17 protein-coding genes are annotated in these 18,883 nt (G+C 55.8%); 3 read left to right on the forward strand and 14 right to left on the reverse strand.

Translation table 11 applies throughout. The annotated features are described in order from the left end of the window. The first annotated feature begins 162 nt into the window (after positions 1 to 162). A complete protein-coding gene (locus CFT68_RS08630; protein ID WP_088842996.1) occupies positions 163 to 900 on the forward strand; it encodes a LytR/AlgR family response regulator transcription factor in 738 nt (245 codons plus the stop codon). On the opposite strand, the gene CFT68_RS08635 is transcribed toward CFT68_RS08630, so the two are convergent. The 14 genes from CFT68_RS08635 to CFT68_RS08700 form a co-directional block, all read right to left on the reverse strand. Then, complete coding sequence (locus CFT68_RS08635; RefSeq protein ID WP_088842997.1) at positions 881 to 2,965, reverse strand: ATP-binding protein; 2,085 nt, start codon at positions 2,963 to 2,965, stop codon at positions 881 to 883. The genes CFT68_RS08630 and CFT68_RS08635 overlap by 20 nt on opposite strands. A 139-nt stretch (positions 2,966 to 3,104) precedes the next feature. Then, entirely contained in the window at positions 3,105 to 3,851 is a 747-nt protein-coding gene (locus CFT68_RS08640) for a fatty acid desaturase (RefSeq protein ID WP_088842998.1), read from the reverse strand. 72 nt (positions 3,852 to 3,923) lie between these two features. Continuing rightward, positions 3,924 to 4,772 carry a 4-hydroxy-3-methylbut-2-enyl diphosphate reductase gene (locus CFT68_RS08645; protein ID WP_088842999.1) on the reverse strand — a complete coding sequence of 283 codons (849 nt, stop codon included), beginning with the start codon at positions 4,770 to 4,772 and terminating at the stop codon, positions 3,924 to 3,926. A 171-nt stretch (positions 4,773 to 4,943) separates the two neighbouring features. Then, positions 4,944 to 6,137, reverse strand: coding sequence for a carboxypeptidase-like regulatory domain-containing protein (locus CFT68_RS08650; RefSeq protein WP_088843000.1), 1,194 nt, complete (start codon positions 6,135 to 6,137; stop codon positions 4,944 to 4,946). A 212-nt stretch (positions 6,138 to 6,349) separates the two neighbouring features. Next, positions 6,350 to 6,823, reverse strand: coding sequence for a hypothetical protein (locus CFT68_RS08655; RefSeq protein WP_088843001.1), 474 nt, complete (start codon positions 6,821 to 6,823; stop codon positions 6,350 to 6,352). A 72-nt stretch (positions 6,824 to 6,895) separates the two neighbouring features. Then, a complete protein-coding gene (locus CFT68_RS08660; protein WP_088843002.1) occupies positions 6,896 to 7,738 on the reverse strand; it encodes a phytoene/squalene synthase family protein in 843 nt (280 codons plus the stop codon). Positions 7,739 to 7,850: 112 nt separating this feature from the next. Next, positions 7,851 to 9,326: a phytoene desaturase family protein gene (locus CFT68_RS08665; protein ID WP_088843724.1), complete on the reverse strand. Its 1,476-nt coding sequence runs from the start codon at positions 9,324 to 9,326 to the stop codon at positions 7,851 to 7,853. 346 nt (positions 9,327 to 9,672) lie between these two features. After that, positions 9,673 to 10,188 carry a sigma-70 family RNA polymerase sigma factor gene (locus CFT68_RS08670; protein ID WP_088843003.1) on the reverse strand — a complete coding sequence of 172 codons (516 nt, stop codon included), beginning with the start codon at positions 10,186 to 10,188 and terminating at the stop codon, positions 9,673 to 9,675. Between the two features lie 281 nt (positions 10,189 to 10,469). Then, on the reverse strand, positions 10,470 to 11,393 hold the full coding sequence (locus CFT68_RS08675) for a MerR family transcriptional regulator (RefSeq protein ID WP_088843004.1): 924 nt from the start codon (positions 11,391 to 11,393) through the stop codon (positions 10,470 to 10,472). Between the two features lie 24 nt (positions 11,394 to 11,417). After that, positions 11,418 to 11,918 carry a sterol desaturase family protein gene (locus CFT68_RS08680; RefSeq protein ID WP_088843005.1) on the reverse strand — a complete coding sequence of 167 codons (501 nt, stop codon included), beginning with the start codon at positions 11,916 to 11,918 and terminating at the stop codon, positions 11,418 to 11,420. A gap of 193 nt (positions 11,919 to 12,111) precedes the next feature. After that, positions 12,112 to 12,924 carry an enoyl-CoA hydratase/isomerase family protein gene (locus tag CFT68_RS08685; RefSeq protein ID WP_088843725.1) on the reverse strand — a complete coding sequence of 271 codons (813 nt, stop codon included), beginning with the start codon at positions 12,922 to 12,924 and terminating at the stop codon, positions 12,112 to 12,114. Between the two features lie 178 nt (positions 12,925 to 13,102). Further along, the gene (locus tag CFT68_RS08690) at positions 13,103 to 15,334 is read right to left on the reverse strand and encodes a ComEC/Rec2 family competence protein (RefSeq protein ID WP_088843006.1); all 2,232 of its coding nucleotides are present in this window, start codon (positions 15,332 to 15,334) and stop codon (positions 13,103 to 13,105) included. A 296-nt stretch (positions 15,335 to 15,630) separates the two neighbouring features. After that, positions 15,631 to 16,068 (reverse strand): GNAT family N-acetyltransferase, encoded by a 438-nt coding sequence (locus CFT68_RS08695; RefSeq protein WP_088843007.1) that lies wholly within the window; start codon positions 16,066 to 16,068, stop codon positions 15,631 to 15,633. A 100-nt stretch (positions 16,069 to 16,168) separates the two neighbouring features. Continuing rightward, positions 16,169 to 17,290, reverse strand: a complete 1,122-nt coding sequence (locus CFT68_RS08700; RefSeq protein ID WP_088843008.1) for a PhoH family protein — start codon at positions 17,288 to 17,290, stop codon at positions 16,169 to 16,171. Between the two features lie 196 nt (positions 17,291 to 17,486). On the opposite strand from CFT68_RS08700, the gene CFT68_RS08705 reads away from it, so the two are divergent. Both CFT68_RS08705 and CFT68_RS08710 read left to right on the forward strand, forming a co-directional pair. Beyond that, positions 17,487 to 18,263, forward strand: a complete 777-nt coding sequence (locus tag CFT68_RS08705; RefSeq protein WP_088843009.1) for an SAM hydrolase/SAM-dependent halogenase family protein — start codon at positions 17,487 to 17,489, stop codon at positions 18,261 to 18,263. 134 nt (positions 18,264 to 18,397) lie between these two features. Next, a complete protein-coding gene (locus tag CFT68_RS08710; RefSeq protein ID WP_088843010.1) occupies positions 18,398 to 18,712 on the forward strand; it encodes a putative quinol monooxygenase in 315 nt (104 codons plus the stop codon). The last annotated feature ends 171 nt before the right edge of the window (positions 18,713 to 18,883 follow it).

Genomic DNA, 18,883 nt, shown 5'->3' on the forward strand with positions numbered 1-18,883 from the left:
TAAGTATTCCTTTATCAATGTGTTAAAGTATATCAACAGAGCTTATAAGTAGACCTATTGGCTAAGCTCAACGACCAATATTGTTTTCTTCCCATAAATAATAGCACGAATCAATTTTATCTTTTTATATTCACCACACCTACTCCCCCCTCTCTTGCTTGTATGAAGATTACGTGTCTGCTCCTTGACGACGACCCGCTTGTGCTGGATTTGCTCCAGGCTTATGTGGCCATGACAGACATATTGGATGTGAAAGCTGTTTTCACCGATCCACTGGATGCGCATAGCTATCTGGTCAATAACCAGGTGCAGGTGCTGTTCTCCGACGTGACCATGCCCCACCTGACCGGGATTGACTTGGTGCGCTCCCTGCAGCAGCCACCGCTGGTGGTACTCATGACAGCCTATCCGCAGTATGCGATGGAAGGCTTCAATCTCGATGTTATTGATTTTCTGCTGAAACCGATTTCGCTTGATCGGTTTTTGAAAGCGGTGAATAAGGTAACGAGCATTTTGCGCGTCAGCACGCCTAATCAGGAGCTGAAACCCGATGTCACGGCTGGCCTAGGCTCGTTTTTCATCCGTACCGATGCGCAGTTCGTGCGGTTGCATTACCGGGAAGTACTCTACATTGAAGCCCTGAAGGACTTTACCAAAATCAATACATCCGACGGCCGCACGCACCTTACCCTTGTGAATCTCAAGAACCTGGAAGAGCAGTTGCCGCCCGGCCTGTTTGTGCGTACGCACCGTTCTTATCTGGTAAATGCAGCCCAGATAGAATCAGTAAGCAACTTGGAAGTGAAGGTGGGAGGCCATGCTCTGCCCCTGGGCCAAACGTACCGGGAACGGGTAACGGAGCGCATTGTGAATCGCTCCCTTATCCGGCGGCAGCACTAGCTTCCGCAGTAGTTTCTCCGGGCGCTGGTGCTTCATCCTCCTGGCTCCTGACTACCTGAAACGGCATCATAGGCAAGGCGCCTTCGGATACCGGCAGGGTAAAGCGGAAAGTGGAACCCTGGCCTACGGCGCTTTCGAAAGAAAGCAGTCCACCATTGCGTTCCACAAAATCCTTGCACAGGCGTAGGCCTAGGCCAGTACCTTTTTCCTGGGCAGTGCCTAGTGTAGTGTGGGTTCCGCGCTGGCCTAGAACCTTATCGTGCACAGCAGGCGCAATGCCCACCCCAGTATCGTGCACAGATATTTCCCACATACTATTCAGGCGTCGCGCCGAAATGGTAATGGTGCCCCCAGCAGGCGTAAACTTAAGCGCATTGCCCAGCAAGTTGCGCAGCACCAGCCTCGTCATGTTTAGGTCGGCGCGGGCTACCAGCAGCTCTTGCACGTCACTTACCACGTGCAGTTGCTTACGCTCCGCATCGCCGGCCAGCAGGTTTAGGGCTTCCTCAATCAATATATCCAGGCGAATTCGCTCGGGCTTGGCTCCACTTTCGCCCTGCATCTGCGCCGATGACCAGTTTAAGAGGTTATCCAGCAGGCGCAGGGTGCTATCCAGTGTGCGCGAAAGGCGTTCTGTGTGGGCTGCCAGCCGGGCCGGCGGCAGAGTCCCGAGGCTCAACAATGACAGCAACGAGTATAGGGAGCTAAGCGGGCTCCGCAAATCGTGCGAGATAACCGAAAACAAGGTATCCTTGGTTTGATTGAGCCGGTCCAGGGCCTCTTTCTGCCGGCTGATAGCGGCATTCTGGCGCTGGAGCAGCCGATTGATGCGGACTTGCTGCTTGCGGCCCCGGTACAATGCTCCTACCGTTAGAAGCAATAGTAGCGCTCCGGCTCCCAACAGATTGCGAAGGAGCTTCTGCCGGCGCAGGTTGGCCTGCTGCAGTTGCTGGTCTTTGGTGAGTAGCTCAATCTCACGCTCCTTTTTTTCGGTTTCGTAGCGCAACTGCAAATCCGCAATTTGAGCAGCGCGCTGTTCTGCATAGGCACTATCCTGCAAAGCCGTGTACTGCCGGAGAGCCTGCAGAGCAGCAGCAGGTTGCCCGTGGCGCTGTTCCAGATCAGACAGCGAGAAATAGATAGCGCGAAGCAGCACCTTGGAGCCCGATTCGCGGGCGGCTTTCAAGGCCTGTTTTAAATAGGATTTAGCGGCTACAGACTGGCCTACGGAGTCCTGCATAGTGGCCAGCACCCACAGTGTATTGGCTCGGGTTGCGGCAGGAGCACTAGCTGGCAGGCTTTGTAAGGCCTTTGTGAACAGGCTGGCAGCCACTTCGTAGTTGCCCAGCTCCTGGTACACCTGTCCCGTACTGCGCAGGGTTTCGCCGGTGCGGGTGCTGTCGTGCAGGCGCTGGGCCTGCGCCAGGGCTTGTTGCAGATAATACAGCGCCAGACTCCTATGTTGCTGCCGCTGGTGCGCCATGCCGATATCGTTGAGGGCTGTTGCCATGCGGGCCGAATCATGAAGCTGCTTCCATACCTGCAGGGCCTGCTCGTGGCTGATCTGCGCCTGCGGCCATTTGTTGGCACTGCCGTAAAGCTCGCCCAGCTTTTCATAGATTTCTCCCTTCCCGGCCAAGCTTTGGAGCTGCCCGTAGGCCAGTAGCGCCCGTTGGTATACCTGGCGCGACTTTCCGGTGTCGCCTTGGCTGTGCAGCGCCGAGCCCAACAGCTGCAGGGCACTGGCCTGGGCCTGAGCATTCTTGCCCGAAAGCTGCACTGCCCTTCGGAAATGATACACCGCCGACTCGTGCCGCCATAGGTCCTGGCAGGCTTTACCAGCGGCTATATGTGCCCGCCGCCAGGGCAAGGTATCGTGCTGCTGGCGTGCCTGCAATACTTGCTGCTTGGCTTTGTGCAAGAGCTTTGTTTCCTGCACTGATTGCCGGAAAGTTGGCGCCGGCGAATGCGCCTCCGCCTGGTGCAAGCTGAACAGGGCTGCCACCATTACCCATAGCGCCACCTTATACTCCCATCGTCGATAAGCCCGAATGAGATATTGCATACTGGAATAAATTGGGGCAGGTTCAGGCCGGTTTGCTGAATGTACCTCAGCTCCTGCACACCCCAATATACACTTATCCTATTATCAACTTACCTTAATTCACCAGAACCGTAATAAGTTAATTTGATGCTTATTAACGCTATTTTTTGGCCTGCCAGAGACGCCACCACGGTAAATAAGGCTGGTCGTGATGCTCGTAGTGGTAGCCGAAAAAATAACAGCTGAGGAACGCCCAGGCATGGTGCCGAAACTGGCTGCCCGACTTATGCAGGTTGTCGGGAGCATGCTCACCCCGGTGGGGCAGATACGTGCCGAAATAGAAAAGCTGCAGCGTAGCCAGCACGGCGGGCACCATCCAGAACGCAATGATATTTTCCATCGAAAACACCAGTTTCAGCGCGTTGTAGGTGAGGGCCATCAGCACAATCTGCCACCACGTAACGTAGTTCCAGGCAAAGCGCGCAAACCAGAGCAGGAACCCGGCGTGCTCACCGTCATGAAAATCGGGGTCGTCTTCTGTGGCTACGTGCCGGTGATGAGCGTGGTGCTTGGGCAGCATCCTCGGAAACCAGTTGAAGGCAAACAACAGCGCCGTGAGGTGGCCTAGGCCATCATTCAGGCGCTTGTTGGGGCTGACGACGCCGTGCATAGCATCGTGCGCCGTGATGAAGAGGCCGGTGTACAGATGCGTCTGGAGCAACGCCAGCAAATACGGCCACGGCGTACGCCAATCGGGCTCGTAAAAAGCCAATAAAAAGCTCAATAATCCGGCCCAGGCCCCGATTATGAGCAATGCTGCCAGCACCCCCTTATTGCCCAGCGGCGTAGGCCTCACCTTGGCAGGCGGTGCGAAAGTGCTGACACTTGGCAGTTGGGCAAGAGACATACTCAGTACTTGATGAAGCTGGCAAACAGCCAGCACAAGGCAAATGATTCACAAGGCGACCTTACCAGGCCTTTACAAGGCCAGTAGCACGTCGCGCACTTGCTCCATGAGCCACATGGGCGTGCTAGTGGCACCGCAGATACCCACCGACTGCCCCGGCAGGAACCAGTCGGGCGAAATTTCCTCCACTTTAGAAATGAAGTGCGTGTCTGGGTTAGTGTCTTTGCAAACCTGGTAAAGCACTTTGCCATTGGAGCTTTTGGTGCCCGACACGAACACAATCTGATCATACTGCAGGGCAAACTTCCGCAGATCCTTGTCGCGGTTGCTTACCTGCCGGCAGATCGTGTCGTTGGCATTCACCTGAAAGCCCCGCTGTTCCAGCTCGCCCTTGATGCGGTAAAAGGAATCGGTGCTCTTGGTTGTCTGGCTGTAGAGCGTGATGTTGGGTGGTAGCTCGTGGTGCAGCAGCTCATCAATGTTCTCAAACACCACAGCCTCGCCGCTGGTCTGGCCTAGTAGGCCGCGCACCTCGGCGTGGCCATGCTTGCCATAGATGAAAATCTTCTCCTTTTTATCGAAGCTGGTTTTGATGCGGTTCTGCAGCTTGAGCACCACGGGGCACGACGCGTCAATCAGCGTCAGGCGGTTTTCCAGCGCAGTCTGGTAGGTGCTGGGCGGCTCGCCGTGGGCCCGGATGAGCACGGCTTCATCCCGCAGCGCGGCAAACTGCTCATAATCGATGATGCGTAGGCCTCTCTGTTCCAAGCGCTGTACCTCCTCATCGTTGTGCACAATGTCGCCGAGGCAATAGAGGTAGCCTTGTTCATCAAGTATGTCTTCGGCCATCTGAATGGCATAGATTACGCCGAAGCAGAAGCCGGAATTGGGGTCGATACGGACGCTCAGGTGGTACGGCATAACTGACGATGTAACCACAACAATAGACGGAATGTTGTAATTGTTTAAATATACGCAGCATTTTGCTTTTAATTCGTCAACAACGTAGCCCGGATACTCCCGGGTTTCACCCACCCAATCACGGCCTTAACAACTGATGGGCAGCGGCTTCCGTGCCGCTGCCCATCAGTTTTAGAAAGAGCCGAAAGCTTTTCGCTGTTCCATATCCCGGATTACGCGCTCCTCAACGGGGCTAGCGCGCAACACCTCCCGGTTCAGCCAGAAAGAGGCGTCGTACTTCTGCTTCATGACCTGTTTGAGGTCGTTGTAATTCACACCTACAGTTTTATAGTTTTTGCCGCCGGGCTTGCCGGTATACTGGTAGAAAAACAGCTGACCACTGATCTGGGTGGTATCGGGCTTGTTCTGGTACTTCAGCACAATGGTCTGCTCGGCCCGCACCGACTGCAGGCGGCTAAGCGAATCAGACAACGGCGCAAAATCCGATACCAGGTTAAATGTCTGCGACTCCAGGGTGGTGCCGGCCCCAAACTGTAGGCTCATCAGGTCGCCGATGGGCACGCGTGACTCCTGGCGGCGCAGAACAGCCGTGTTCATATCCAGATACAGGGTGCCTTCGGTTGCCGGCTGGCCCAGGTCGGGGCGCGGCGCAAAATCAATAACGGCGGTTTCCTGGCCCTTGTCCTGGAGCACTTCGCGCAGGCGGAAGGTGAACTGCTTAGCCGCCAGCGGGCTTAGCGGCACGGCCAGCGTTCGGCGGCTTGGCTTGGGCTCGTACACCGGAATCAGGCGGATGGCAGCCGAGAAGTTCATCATCTCCACGCCAGAATTTTCGGGCGTGATGCCATAGCGGGCCTGCTCCAGCTCCCAGCCTACCACATCTTTATTACTGAACCGCACATTGTAGAACGCATCCAGAAACTCGCTGTATTTATCGTTATGGCGCTCTTTTTGGCGGTAGAAGGCTTTGCCATACCGTTCATCGCGGGTGTGGCGCTGTAGGCGGGCAAAAGCGCGCTGCACCAGTTCGGTGGCCACCTGGTCGGGATTGCGTACGCGTACTTCGGGTAGCGCCACCGTGCTGGCCGGCAGTACGACCGTGAGGCCGGCAATGGTGCGCACCTCTACCGTAGTAGTGATGTAGCCCATGCTTACCACGGTCAGCTTCTGGGGCAATGAGGGCACACGCAGACTGAATTCGCCGGCTTCGTTGGTGGCGGTGCCGGGCTCGTTGCCGGGCAAGCCAATGTTTGCGTAGGGCACCGGCTGGCTCTTTTCATCAACTACACGGCCTTTAATAACTACCTGTTGCGCTTGCGCCACCGTGGCGAGCGTGCATAGAACGGGAATAAGGAATTGTTTCATTCGGAAGGATGAGAAGTACAGTAGCGGGCGCACGGCACAAAATGTACCAAAACAGTAGCCTAAGTGGCCTAGGGCACAGAATACGCCGGCCTTACAACGCAGATACGACTAGCAGGATACGCTCCCAATTCAGAAAAAATTGCACTTTCGGACCAAACGAAAAAAGCCTCCGGCGTGGAGGCTTTTTGGTATTCTGAGCATAAGAAGGTGGCCTACAGCTGGGTTAACTTTTGCGCATCGGCCCCTGATACATGGCCGCGGTCTACCATGAAGCTGCGCACCAGCCCAAACGACTCGGCATCCATCCCAGACTTAGGATGTTGCAGCAACGTCTGCACCAGATACTGCCGGTCATCTTCTACGTGCGCGCTCAGGCCCAGAAAGGCGGGCAGGTTGCTCTCCACACTCAAGCGCAGAAACCGAATTTCGGCGTTGTCACTATCGAGCTTTACAGCTTGGTCGAACAGTTTGCTGGCGTTCTGTACGTAGGTAAGCTTGTTGAACATGGAAGCGTCGCGGGCCCGAATGGCTTCGGCGGCGGCTTTGTAGGCCACTACCACGGCATCTTGCTGGTTGTAGGCGGCCATGAGCTTATGGAACTTCTCCCCCGCCTCTTTGTCGGCGGCGGCTTGCTGGTATTGGCGGCGGAGATTGGAGAGCGAATAAGGAGAGGCTTCGGCAGACACGGCAGTGGAAAGAGAAAAGAGCAGAGATAGAAGAAATGTGAAAAGCAGTTTCACGCGCGAATAAATTCGTGATCAGATAGCCCGAAGGCGGTAGCGAAAGTACGAACCCAGGAGCAACAGCAGCTTTGTGTTGTCGGGTACGCGCACCCGCTCGCCCAAAATTCGTGCCGCCGACAGCTGCCGTATCTTATGAAAAAGCTTCAGGTAATACACGTAGGCCAGGTAGACGCCCAACCGCGCGGCCCTCGGGAGCTGCACAATACCGGCGTAGCCCGCCTCAAAATCGGCCCGGATATCAGCTTCAATTTCGCGTTTTACTTCATCGGTAAACCGCTCATACTGTACGCCGGGGAAATACACGCGGCCGCGGTCTTCGTAGTCGGAGCGGATATCGCGCAGGAAATTTACTTTCTGAAAGGCCGAGCCCAGCCGACGGGCCGGCTCGCGCAGGCGTTCAAACATGGCCTCATCGCCCTCACAAAAAATACGCAGACACATGAGGCCTACCACCTCCGCCGAACCATAGATGTAGCGCTCATACAACGACTGGTTGTAGCTGCGGTCATCAAGGTCCATTTCCATGCTGTACAGAAAGGCATCAATAAACTCCCGATCAATGCTATAGCGCTTCACCATGTGCTGAAAGGCATGCAGCACCGGGTTCAGGCTGAGGCCGGTAGACAAGGCCTCATCGGTCTGCCGCCGGAAATCGGCGAAGAGGGCAGCTTTGTCGTGGTCGTGGAAGGTGTCCACAATTTCATCGGCCCAGCGCACCCAGCCATACACGGCGTATACGGGCAGGTGAAAACGGCTGTCAAGGGTGCGGATTCCGAGCGTAAACGACGTGCTGTAGCGGCTGGTTATGAGCTTGCTACAGGCGAGGCTGGTTTCCGTAAAGAGGGCAACGTGGTCCATTTTTTATGTCATTGCGAGCAGAGCGAAGCACTCCACACTTCAGCTGCTCTAAGCAATTGTAAGGCTGTGTATTAGGCTAAGATAGTAGCCATAAAAGAGTACTGGAGCGCCCTTAGGCGGGGTACTCCTTCTCCACCTCCCGCGCCACCACCTGCCCCGAGATGAGGGAAGGCGGCACACCCGGCCCAGGCACCGTAAGCTGACCCGTAAAATACAGATTGTTCACCTTTTTGCTCTTGAGCGTGGGCTTCAGGATAGCCGTTTGCCGCAGAGTGTTGGCTAGGCCATAGGCGTTGCCTTTGTAGCTGTTGTAGTCCTGCACAAAATCCTGATGGGCGTAGCTGCGCTTGTACACTACGGCGTCGCGGATGCTGGTGCCACAGTGGCGCTCCAAGCGGTCCATAATCAGGTTGTAGTAGTATTCCCGGGTTTCCTCGGGATCGGGCAGGTTGGGCGCCACCGGAATCAGCAGAAAGATATTCTCGCAGCCTTCGGGCGCTACGCTGGGGTCGGTTTTGGAAGGCGCCGATACGTAGAACAGCGGCCGGCTAGGCCACTTGGGGTTCTCATAAATCTCCTCCGAGTGCAGCGTGAAGTCCTCATCAAAGAACAGATTGTGGTGCCGCAGCTTGGGCAGACGCTTATTCACCCCCAGGTAAAACAAGAGCGACGATGGCGCCATGGTGCGGCTGTCCCAGTAGGCCTCATCGTAGTGGCGCCACTGCGGAGCCAGCAGGTGCTGCTCAGCGTGGTTGTAGTCGGCGCCTGCCACCACCACATCGGCGGGGCGGAAGCCGGAGGCGGTTTGTACGCCGGTGGCACGGCCCTTGTCTACCACAATTTCCTGAACCGGCACGTTGTATTCCAGCTTTACGCCCCGCTCCTGGGCCAGCTGCACCATGCCTTCCACAATCTTGTGCATGCCGCCCATCGGGTACCAAGTGCCTAGGGCCAGATCGGCGTAGTTCATGAGTGAGTACAGGGCCGGCGTATTTTCAGAAGTGGCGCCCAGGAACAGCACCGGAAACTCCACCAGCTCCAGCAGCCGTGGGTCTTTAAAGAACTTGCGCACATGCTTGTGCATGCTCTGCAACAGGTCCAGGCGCACGGCGTCTACCAGCAGGCGCGGATCGGCAAACTCCAGCAGGGAGCGGCCGGGCATGTGCACAAATTTATTGATGCCGACCTCGTACTTGTAGGCCGCCTGACGCAGAAACTCATCGAGGCGGGCGGCGCTGCCGGGCTCGTAGCGCTCAAACAGTTCGCGCAGCTCGCTCATACGGGCCGGAATATCCACGGCTTCCTGGCCTTTGAATATTACCTGATACGACGGATCAAGCCGGACCAGATCATAATAATCCGATACTTTCTTGCCGAAGCGGGCGAAGTACTTTTCAAAAATATCGGGCATCCAGTACCAGCTAGGGCCCATATCGAAGGTGTAGCCTTGTGCCTTAAACACTCGGGCCCGGCCGCCGGGGCCTTCGTTTTTCTCCAGAACCGTTACGCGGTAGCCCCGCTGGGCCAAGGAGGTAGCGGCGGCCAACCCCGCAAAACCGGCCCCAATTACAATGATGTCTTTACTCACAAAAGGTACAGCTTGAACTACGGTTGCCAATGCACAGAGCCATTGCAGACGCGAAGATGGAAACTATCCGGATACAGCCGGGCTTGCCCTGCCTCAGCACCCTTCGGGCCGTGCTAGGCCAGTAGTGGCAAAAGCATATTTGCCCGGAGCCCCAGTAACACTGGCCTAGCGGCACCCTATGCTATACTGTTGAGCTGAACAGAGGTTTTCGGGCAGAGGCAGGAAAAGCCAAAAAGTTGTTCAGGGTCTGGCCCAAAAAGACGGGCCGCGAACCACGCAGCTAAAGCTAAGCGTCGTCCGCGGCCCGCTATACGCCCGGGGCGGGTCTGTACTCTCTCCCTATTCCCTACACGCCGGGGGCGTATGTCTTCAGCGCCTGCTTGAGCTCTTTGCGGGCGATGTGAATACGGTTTTTGACGGTGCCAATGGGAATTTGCAGCTTCTCGGCAATTTCCAAATACTTGTAACCAATGTAATACATCATGAACGGAGTCCGGTAGTCGGCCGAAAGACCGGCTATGGCTTCGTTGATATCTGTTACTACGAAGTCCGAGGTCGCACCGTTGTGCGTGATGTAGTTTTCGTCAGTATTGAAGTACTGAAAATACTCCGTGCTGTCAATATTGCTATTGCGCTTGGTGATTTTATTGTAGTTGTTGATGAAGGTGTTGCGCATGATGGTGTACAACCACGCCTTCAGGTTGGTACCCGCCTTAAACTTGTCCTTGTTCAGGAGCGCTTTCAGCAGGGTTTCCTGCACCAGATCCTTGGCATCATCAGCGTCGCGGGTCAGGTTCATCGCCACGGGCTTTAGGGAGTAAGAAATCTTCTGTACTTGGTTCGTGAATTCCAAAGAGGTCATACTTGTTTAGCTTTTCGTGGCAAAAGGTTAAACAAATATACGAGGGATTTTGGAAGTCAGCTTGTCCCAGCACATTTATTTTTCTTGGTGGCCTTAAAACAAAGCCCACACCCCTCATATCCGTTGCAATATATTGGCATTCAGATCCTAACAAAACAATGTACTTACATAAGAGCAAGCAAATCATGCAGTTATATACTGCTTCAACAAGCACCAAAAAAGGCCTGACTGAAGCATTAAATGCTTACGGTCAGGCCTTCACTTCGTTGGGGAAGTATTGGTTAAGTTTTCGCCAGCACGAGGGCTTCTTTAGCTGCCGTTGGTTGCATTTCCTCGACCAACGCAAGGAAATCCGTCATCAACCTCACTTTTATCGCGTTGAATGGCAAACGTATGTTTTCTTGTTGTACCAACGGGCCGTACAAAAATAAAGTAGGACTAGGGCAAAGCCGATGAAGCTCGTCTATAAATTCTTGGACTTTGTCGCGCTCCGGCACAGCCGTCATTACGGTGCAGATAGCGTGGGGCTCATAGGAAGCACAGATGGCTTCAAGCTCTGTGATGGGAAGGTTCTGGCCTAGATACAACACATGGTGCCCCCGGGCCCGCAGCGCGTAGTTCATAAACAAGAGCGCTAGCTCATGCATCTCCCCTTCCGGCAGAAACAGCACCCACCGCCGCACCTCGGCGGGTTTCACGGGCGGCACGGCATCAATGGCAGCCATGATTTTCTGGCGCAGCAGGTTGGTTACCAGGTGCTCCTGCGCCGGATTAACGCAGCCAGCCTGCCACATCACGCCAATGCGCTGCAGAAACGGGTAGGCCACGTGCAGAATCGCGTCCTCGAAGCCCAGCTTGCGGGTAGCATTGTTCATTAGGGAACTCAGCTGAGGCTCATCCATGTGCAGCATGGCGGCCAAAAGGCCATTCACCTGCTGGCAATAGTTGTTTTCATCGTTGTTACAGGATATCACGGCGTCCATCAACTCCTGTTCGGAGAGACGGGCTACCTGCGAAATCCGATGCCCCCGATTGCAGAGCGTGGCCACATTCAGCAACCGCCGCAAATCATCGTCGCAGTAGGTGCGGATGTTGGTGGCGGTACGTACGGGCCGCAGGATGCCATAGCGCTGCTCCCAGATACGAATAGTATGTGCCTTAACGCCGGAAAGCTGCTCCAGGTCGCTGATGGAAAAATGTCCCACGTTGATTTTCCCTTTAACTAAAACTTAACCGATAGAACTCGTCCGCTGGCGTAGCACTCGCGTGGGAGCTGGCTTACGCAGGGCCAAAACAAAATACTTAGGAGAAACCCACAACAACCCAAACTCCTCTGATCCATCCCGACTATTGGCCTTATGATGCACCTTGTGGGCCATATTCAGGGCCCGCAGATACGTATTGCGCGACTTCCGCCAGAACCGCATGCGCCCATGGATCAGGACATCGTGCACAAAGAAGTAGAGCGTTCCGTAGCTCGCAATGCCTACTCCCATCCAGAACCGAAAGTCCTTCTCCGCCGACCCGTACATGATGAGCAGCATGGAAAGAGAACCATAGAACAGAAAGAAAAAATCGTTGCGCTCAAACCGGTGTGGGTGGCGTACGTGGTGCGAGCGGTGCAAAAACCAGAGTGGCCCATGCAGCACAAAGCGGTGCATAAACCACGCCACGAACTCCATTCCGAGAAAGGTAGCCGTCGTAACGGCCACGGCTGCCAGCGTTGTCATAGATACCTAACTAAGCAGTAAGTTGAGAAGTTTGAAAAAATTGTAACGGGAAAGATAGCAAGCCTCTCCCAGACATAAATAAGTCTATCAGCTGGGGCAAGAAATTTACGTTGTGCAGCATAAAAAACGACCCAACAATGCGCAGCAGTAGCTATGCATTGTTGGGCCGCTTACAAAGTGCCTAGAAAGTGGCCTAGTTATCCCAGGCTATTTTTTCTTTGCTCAGGAAGGCCGCAATGCCGCGGCGGCAGTCCAGGGTGCCCCTTGCCTCGGCGTTCATGCGGGCGGCATAGCGCAGGCTATCTTCGAGGGGCATTTCGGGAATACGAGCCAGCATCTCTTTGGTGAGCTCCATGCTTTGGCCAGAGTTTTCTACGCAAAGCTTACGGGCAAAAAGGCGCACTTTGTCGGCTAGTTCTTCGCGAGGAGCCAGGAAATTGACTAAGCCAAACTCCTGGGCCGTTTGGGCCGAAATAACATCGCCCGTGAGCAGCAACTGTTTGGTGCGCATCTCCCCTATTTTGCGCAGCAGAAATACGCTTACAATAGCCGGCAGAAACCCGATTTTCACTTCGGTGTAGCCGAATTTGGCTTCGGGCACCGTAAAAGCAAAGTCGCAGATGGTGGCTAGGCCACAGCCGCCGGCCAGGGCGTGCCCCTGCACTTGCGCTATTACTACCTTTTTAAGGGTATAAATCTGGTGGAAAAGCTGCATGAGGTGCGTAGAATCGGCCAGGTTATCGGTGTAGCCGAAGCCTTGTAGCTCCTGAATGTAGCCTAAGTCGGCGCCGGCGCAAAACACCTCGCCTGCCGCCCGTAGCACAATCACTTTGCAGGTTTCGTCGTCTTCGGCAAACTCGAAAGTCTGCTTGAGTTCCGTCACCACATCGGCGTTCAGCGCGTTGCGCTTATCGGGACGGTTGAGAGTTATATAGCCGATGGAATCCTGGGCCTCGTAGCGAATGTAGCGCAGAGCCTCCAGTTCCTGAGTAGGCATGTTATCCATGGTCATGGGCGTTGCAGAATCGGTGAAAGTCAACAGCACAAAGCAGGCAGCACAAACCCACTAACAGCACTGAAACGAGGGGCGCAAATTCTAAACTAAGCAAAATTGGTGCTAGTCGTACTAGCTATAGCGTAGAGAAGGCTCCGGAAGTTTCGGCCAATACGTTATCCTACCTGGCCTACTGGCGCGGCCGAACAACGAAAGCGCCCTGCGCCGTTACATCATATACTTGAAAGCCAGCCTGATGCAGGAGGGAATCTTGCCGTAGCACGTACCAGCTTTTGCAGGAAGAATCGAAAACTACCTGCGACTCTGTGCCAAACACCTCCGCTAGCTCCTCAGCTCGTACACGGGCATTGCGGCGCAGCACCAGCACATCAACCGGCGCTGGCTGGCGGGCACCACTCAACGGGCCACTGACAAAAGCCAGCCGAATGCCCCGCCAGGAAGCTAGCGTCAAGCCTGGTTCTACTACACGGGCGGGCACAGGAGCCCCCTGCCAACCATGATGGTAGCTCACCCGCTGGGCGTCTCGCTGTATGCTGCCGGGTACAATGCGGTAGGTGCGCTCGGTTTCGGTGAGTGGCAACGAATCGAGCGGGACGATGTCCGCGGCAACACCTTGCCAGAAGCCGAGGACGGAACGACGCGGAATGCTGTAAATCAGTAGCCGCTCATCGGGTGCCAACTGTTGCGCTGCCCATACCTGGCTGCCGGCGAACAGGCCTAGGAGCCCACACGCCAGGCCAAGCCACGACAGGCGCTTGAGGGCGAAGAACGCCAGCAGGGCCAGCACTACCGCAAAAATCAGCCAGGCCTGCGGGGCCGTTACGTGGATACCGGAAATGAGGGCACCCGGCATCTGGCGGCCAATCCAGAAAATGTACTCATTGAAGAGCCAGATCATCTGCTCGAACACGTAGGCCACTCCGCGCGGCAGCCAGTCAAGCGCGGCAGCCAGGCTACTGGAGAACAAACCGACTGTGGCTACCAGTCCTTTTAGTAGCAAGAGCAACAGGCCTACGTACACGGCGCCGCTGGAAATGGGCACCGCCACCAGGTTGGAAAACAGGAAGCCCAGCGGGAACTGATGGAAGTAATACAGGCCTAGCGGAAAGGTGGCCACCTGCGCCGCCAACGACAGCGCCGTGGCCTGCCAGATCTTATTCAGCAGCCAGCCCGTGTACTTCCAGAATTTCTGCACTGCTGGTGGTTGCCAGGGACGCTGCTTATCCAGGAAATACTCTTGTGGCTCAAACCAGCCGACTATCCGCGGCTGCAAATACACGATACTGAGCACTGCCAGAAACGAGAGCTGGAAGCCCACATCACAGAGCAGATATGGGTCGTAGCAGAGCAGTAGGAAGGCAGCAGCGGCCAGGGTATTAAACATGTTCGCGCGGCGCCCTACCGACTGGCCTGCTATGACGAACGTGAACATGACGGCCGCTCGCAGCACGGACGCAGAAAGGCCCGTTAGGAAAGCATAACTCCAGATAACGGTCAGCCCCAGCAGCGCCGACACCAGCCGAAACCACGGCCCACGCCGGCCCGGCACCAGACTCAGCAGGCCCGTAATGGCCGCAAATAACAGGCCCACCTGCAACCCCGAAACTGCCATGATGTGGGTGGTACCCGTGTTGGCGTAGGCCTGTTTGGTGGCCTGATCTACCTCATCCTTGATGCCCAGCACCAAGGCCGAAGCCAGCGCATATTCGCGTTTCTCGTGCACGTATTCCCGAAATACACTATCCAGCACCCGTGCCGCCCGCATGGCTACGGCACGCAGCCGGCTGGGCGGCGCCACGGCCAACTGCCGGTACTGATCGGGGTGAATGAAGTGCTGATGATATACCTGGTGATACTGCAGGTAGCGGCGGTAGTCGAATTCACCGGGGTTGAGAGGTGGTTTGCTGGGCGACGGAGCGCCGCGCACCAGCCACACGTCGCCGTACTGCGGAGCGGCCACGCTGGAGTCGCGCGGAATGGATACCCGGATGCCGCCTACGGCTGGCCGCCACTTTCCCTCCACCCGCACCGCCGACACACGCACGGTAGTAGCATAGGTGGCAGGCCGCACCACCGTGTAGTCATCTACTACTCCTCTATAAAACTCGATCTGGCTTCCGAAACGATACAAATGAATGGAAGAACGGCTTTCGGTAGCCTGCTGCGTAAAAGCAGCGCCAGCCACATACAGCGTCAGGATGGCCAGGAGGCCTACCGCATTGGTAGGGCCTGACGTGGGTTGGCGCGACGCCCATAGCTGTACGGTTATATATAGCAGTACCAGCCCCGTCAGTGCCCATAGCAGCGGCGGCAGCAGCTCTCCGAAATACAGATACGTCAGGATGCCCGCCATCAAAGGCAGTACCAGCCGCACAAAGGCATACGGAGCCCACTTTATCATATAGATCAGCTACTAATTAATCTGTTGATAGCAGTCAATAAGGGTTCAGGCAGGCCTGAATAGATAAGAGCAAAATGCACAAAAGATTTGAACCGCCACACAAAAGCCCGACGCCTCCGCTACCATAGCGAAACGCCGGGCTTTTGTAACTGCAGCACTGGCCTAGGCTAGCTGAACAGTAGTGTAAAACAGGCTTCGGTGCTCTTTTAGCCCGTCATGCTTCATCTAGCGTCCGCTTGTCGAAGAATGACGGGCTATGTTGGTTGTTCATAACAGTCCTAAGCCACTGAAGGCCATTAGGCGGGGCGTTTCCACTGCATTTTGTAATGCTCGATACCGGCCTCCGTAAACTGCTCCCCTACTTTTTCAAACCCGTGGCGCTCATAGAAGCGCACAGCCGGCAGCTGCGCATTCAGATACACAGTGGCTTCCGGGTGCGCTGCTTGCACATCGTGCAGCACGCTGGCGAGCAGCGCCGCGCCTACTTGCTGGTTGCGGAACTGGCCTAGCACGGCAAAGCGCTCCAGCTTCACGCCGTTTTCGGTGGGGCGCCAGCGGGCGGCTCCGCAGGGCGTGCCGTCGTCGGTGCGGGCCAGGTAGTGCGTGGCATCAGTGCGGTCGTGGGCGTCGTTTTCCAGCTCAGCGGGCACATTCTGCCCCTGCACAAACACCGTGTTGCGAATGGCAAGAGCCGCGTCGAGGTCCTCGGGAGTAGTGATGCGCTGGACGTTCATAGAAATTATTGAATCAGAGTTGCGTCACGAAAGTAAAGCGGAAAAGAAAAAAGCTGCTCCCTAAGGGAGCAGCTTTTTAGTGCTAGTGGCCTAGACCGGCCTAGAGTTGTTGTTCGTGGTTCACGGGCAGCTCCTGCGTGCCATCGTCCTCGCGGCGGGCATCAGGATGCTTGCCGGGGTCGGAGCCCGCGTTGCCGGGGTTGTTGGGCCGGCGGTAGGGCTGGTATTCCCGAATCGGGCGGTTGGCCTGGTTGGCTTGCTCGTGCTGCATTTCCACGTCGAACTTGTCGTAGGCCTGCACAATCTGCTTCACTAGGCGGTGGCGCACCACGTCATCAGCATTCATTTCCACGAAGGCAATGCCGTTTACATCCCGCAGAATATCCAGCGCCTGAATCAGACCGGACTTCTGCTTCGTGGGCAGGTCAATCTGGCTCCGGTCGCCGTTCACCATCACCTTGGCCGAGGGGCCCATACGCGTCAGGAACATCTTGAGCTGCGAAGGGGTGGTGTTCTGGGCTTCATCAAGGAGCACAAAGGCATTGTTGAGCGTGCGGCCGCGCATGTAGGCCAGAGGCGCAATTTCAATGGTCTTGTTCTCGAGGTAGAACTTGAATTTCTCGGGCGGTAGCATGTCTTCCAGCGCATCGTAAATCGGGCGCAGGTAGGGGTCTACCTTCTCCTTCATGTCGCCGGGCAGGAAGCCTAAGCTTTCACCGGCTTCCACCACGGGGCGGGAGATGATGATTTTCTTGACCTCTTTATTCTTAAGAGCCCGAACAGCCAGCGCCACCGAAATATAGGTTTTGCCCGTACCGGCTGGCCCGAGCGCAAACACCAAGTCGTTCTTGAGCACGGCATCTACCAGGCGTTGCTGGTTGGCGGTTTTGGCCTTGATTATGCCTCCTTTAGCGCCGAACAGAATTACATCGGGTGAGGCCGCCAGCAACCGGTCCTGCTGATCTTCGTCGGCTGAGCTCAGGTATTGGGATACCGTTTTGTCGGTAATCTGGCCGTATTGGTGGTAGTGCTCCAGCAGCGCCGAAAGAATATCGTTGATGCGGCTGATGACTACAGGCTGACCCTGAATCTTGATTTCATTGCCCCTGGAGATGATTTTACTGCCGGGGAACGCAGCCGCCAGCTGGCGGATGTTTTGGTTATCGGGCCCCAGAAACTCAACCAGGGACACATTTTCGAGCGTTATGACTTTCTCGACCAATCTGCGGGATTTTTAGGACGGATGATGAAATAAACTGCCGGGAATATCGTGGGGAACGGCGCTCTGCCCGGCAACACTAGCAGAGAACAACAAAAGTCTCGCCGACTTTCATGCGCCTGTTTCGCGGCAAAACGCCTACTTTTGCCGCCCTCACACGGCCTCTGGCAATAGTACGAAGAACTCAGAATTTTAGGCAATGGGGTTGATTACGTTTCTCTCGGACTTTGGCTACCGCGACCATTATGTGGCCGCCGTAAAAGCCCGGATTTTGCAGTTGAACCCCGCCGTGCCCGTGCTCGACATTTCGCACGCCATCGAACCCTTTAACATCGCGCACGCCGTTCACGTTCTATCGGCGGTATTTCGCGACTTCCCGGCAGGCACCGTGCACCTCATTGGGGTAAACGATTTGGGAGCTCCCCGCGCCGCCTGGCTCGCCGCTGAGTTTGCTGGCCACTATTTCGTCTCGGCTGATAACGGCATTCTGCCCTTGCTCTGCGACGGCAAGCCGGAGCATCTGGTCACGATTGGCGCCAGTCAAATGGCCACCTCCTCTCCTACCCGCGATTTATTGGCACCGGCCGCCGTGCACTTGGCTCAGGGCGGCACTTTGCTGGATCTTGGCCCTGTGGCTACCGATGCGTATCAGTTGCTCAACCGCCAACTGCGCCTGCAGGATAACCGCATCACCGGCCACGTCGTCCACGTCGATCATTACGGCAACCTCATCACCAATATTACCCGCACGGCCGTGGAAGTGCTGGGCCGCAACCGCCCCAGCACTATCCATTTTGCCCGCGAAACCGTGCGCGATATTGCCCCTCATTTTCAGGCAGCTCCTCCCGGCGAAGCGGTGTGCATCTTCAATAGCCAGGACCAATTGTGCATTGGTATCAACCAGGGAAATGCTTCGGAGCTACTAGGCCTCTACTTCGATTCGCAGGTTGATGTGCGCTTCCCTGCGGAAAGCTGAGTGGCCCAGAAACCTGCCCTACTGCGCTAAAACGAGGTTCATTTATTATTTATATATTATGTTAAGTAACAACTGCCACGATGGCAGCTTGTACTTTTGTATTTCTTCTCCGGAAATTTAGCTGCTTTTCTCTTATGCTGATCCGCATCGTTCGCATGACTTTCGCGCCGGAAAATGTGCCGGCTTTCTTGGAGATATTTCGCCAATCGGAACACCACATCCGGCAGATGCCGGGCTGCCGTTTTCTGGAACTGTGGCAGGATGCGAACCAGCCTAACCTCTATTGCACCCACAGCCACTGGGACTCTGCCGATGCGCTGAATGCCTACCGCCGCTCTGAGCTGTTTGGCCAAGTGTGGCCCGCCACCAAGAAACTGTTTTCCGCGCCAGTCGTTGCATTTTCTGTACACCGCGTAGAAGCCGCTACGTTGCCCGCCGACCTGGCCTAGGCCACTACCACTGTCATTCCGAGCGTAGCGAGGAATTTGGGTTTACTTTCTAAGAATTACTCCAGATTCCTCGCTACGCTGGGATTGACAGCTTATGCACCTTGACGTCTTCCCTTGTGGCAAACAAACCGTCGGTGCCTGGCTCATATACCGCACCCTGACCTAGCCGAA

This window comes from Hymenobacter gelipurpurascens (assembly GCF_900187375.1).
GTDB classification, from domain to species: Bacteria; Bacteroidota; Bacteroidia; order Cytophagales; family Hymenobacteraceae; genus Hymenobacter; species Hymenobacter gelipurpurascens.

Coding starts and splice junctions, on each gene's coding strand:
- CFT68_RS08695 (WP_088843007.1), bottom strand. CDS start 16,068: ATGAACGTCCAGCGCATCACTACTCCCGAGGACCTCGACGCGGCTCTT.
- CFT68_RS08630 (WP_088842996.1), top strand. CDS start 163: ATGAAGATTACGTGTCTGCTCCTTGACGACGACCCGCTTGTGCTGGAT.
- CFT68_RS08690 (WP_088843006.1), bottom strand. CDS start 15,334: ATGATAAAGTGGGCTCCGTATGCCTTTGTGCGGCTGGTACTGCCTTTG.
- CFT68_RS08640 (WP_088842998.1), bottom strand. CDS start 3,851: ATGTCTCTTGCCCAACTGCCAAGTGTCAGCACTTTCGCACCGCCTGCC.
- CFT68_RS08660 (WP_088843002.1), bottom strand. CDS start 7,738: ATGGACCACGTTGCCCTCTTTACGGAAACCAGCCTCGCCTGTAGCAAG.
- CFT68_RS08635 (WP_088842997.1), bottom strand. CDS start 2,965: ATGCAATATCTCATTCGGGCTTATCGACGATGGGAGTATAAGGTGGCG.
- CFT68_RS08650 (WP_088843000.1), bottom strand. CDS start 6,137: ATGAAACAATTCCTTATTCCCGTTCTATGCACGCTCGCCACGGTGGCG.
- CFT68_RS08685 (WP_088843725.1), bottom strand. CDS start 12,924: ATGGATAACATGCCTACTCAGGAACTGGAGGCTCTGCGCTACATTCGC.
- CFT68_RS08705 (WP_088843009.1), top strand. CDS start 17,487: ATGGGGTTGATTACGTTTCTCTCGGACTTTGGCTACCGCGACCATTAT.
- CFT68_RS08710 (WP_088843010.1), top strand. CDS start 18,398: ATGCTGATCCGCATCGTTCGCATGACTTTCGCGCCGGAAAATGTGCCG.
- CFT68_RS08680 (WP_088843005.1), bottom strand. CDS start 11,918: ATGACAACGCTGGCAGCCGTGGCCGTTACGACGGCTACCTTTCTCGGA.
- CFT68_RS08670 (WP_088843003.1), bottom strand. CDS start 10,188: ATGACCTCTTTGGAATTCACGAACCAAGTACAGAAGATTTCTTACTCC.
- CFT68_RS08645 (WP_088842999.1), bottom strand. CDS start 4,772: ATGCCGTACCACCTGAGCGTCCGTATCGACCCCAATTCCGGCTTCTGC.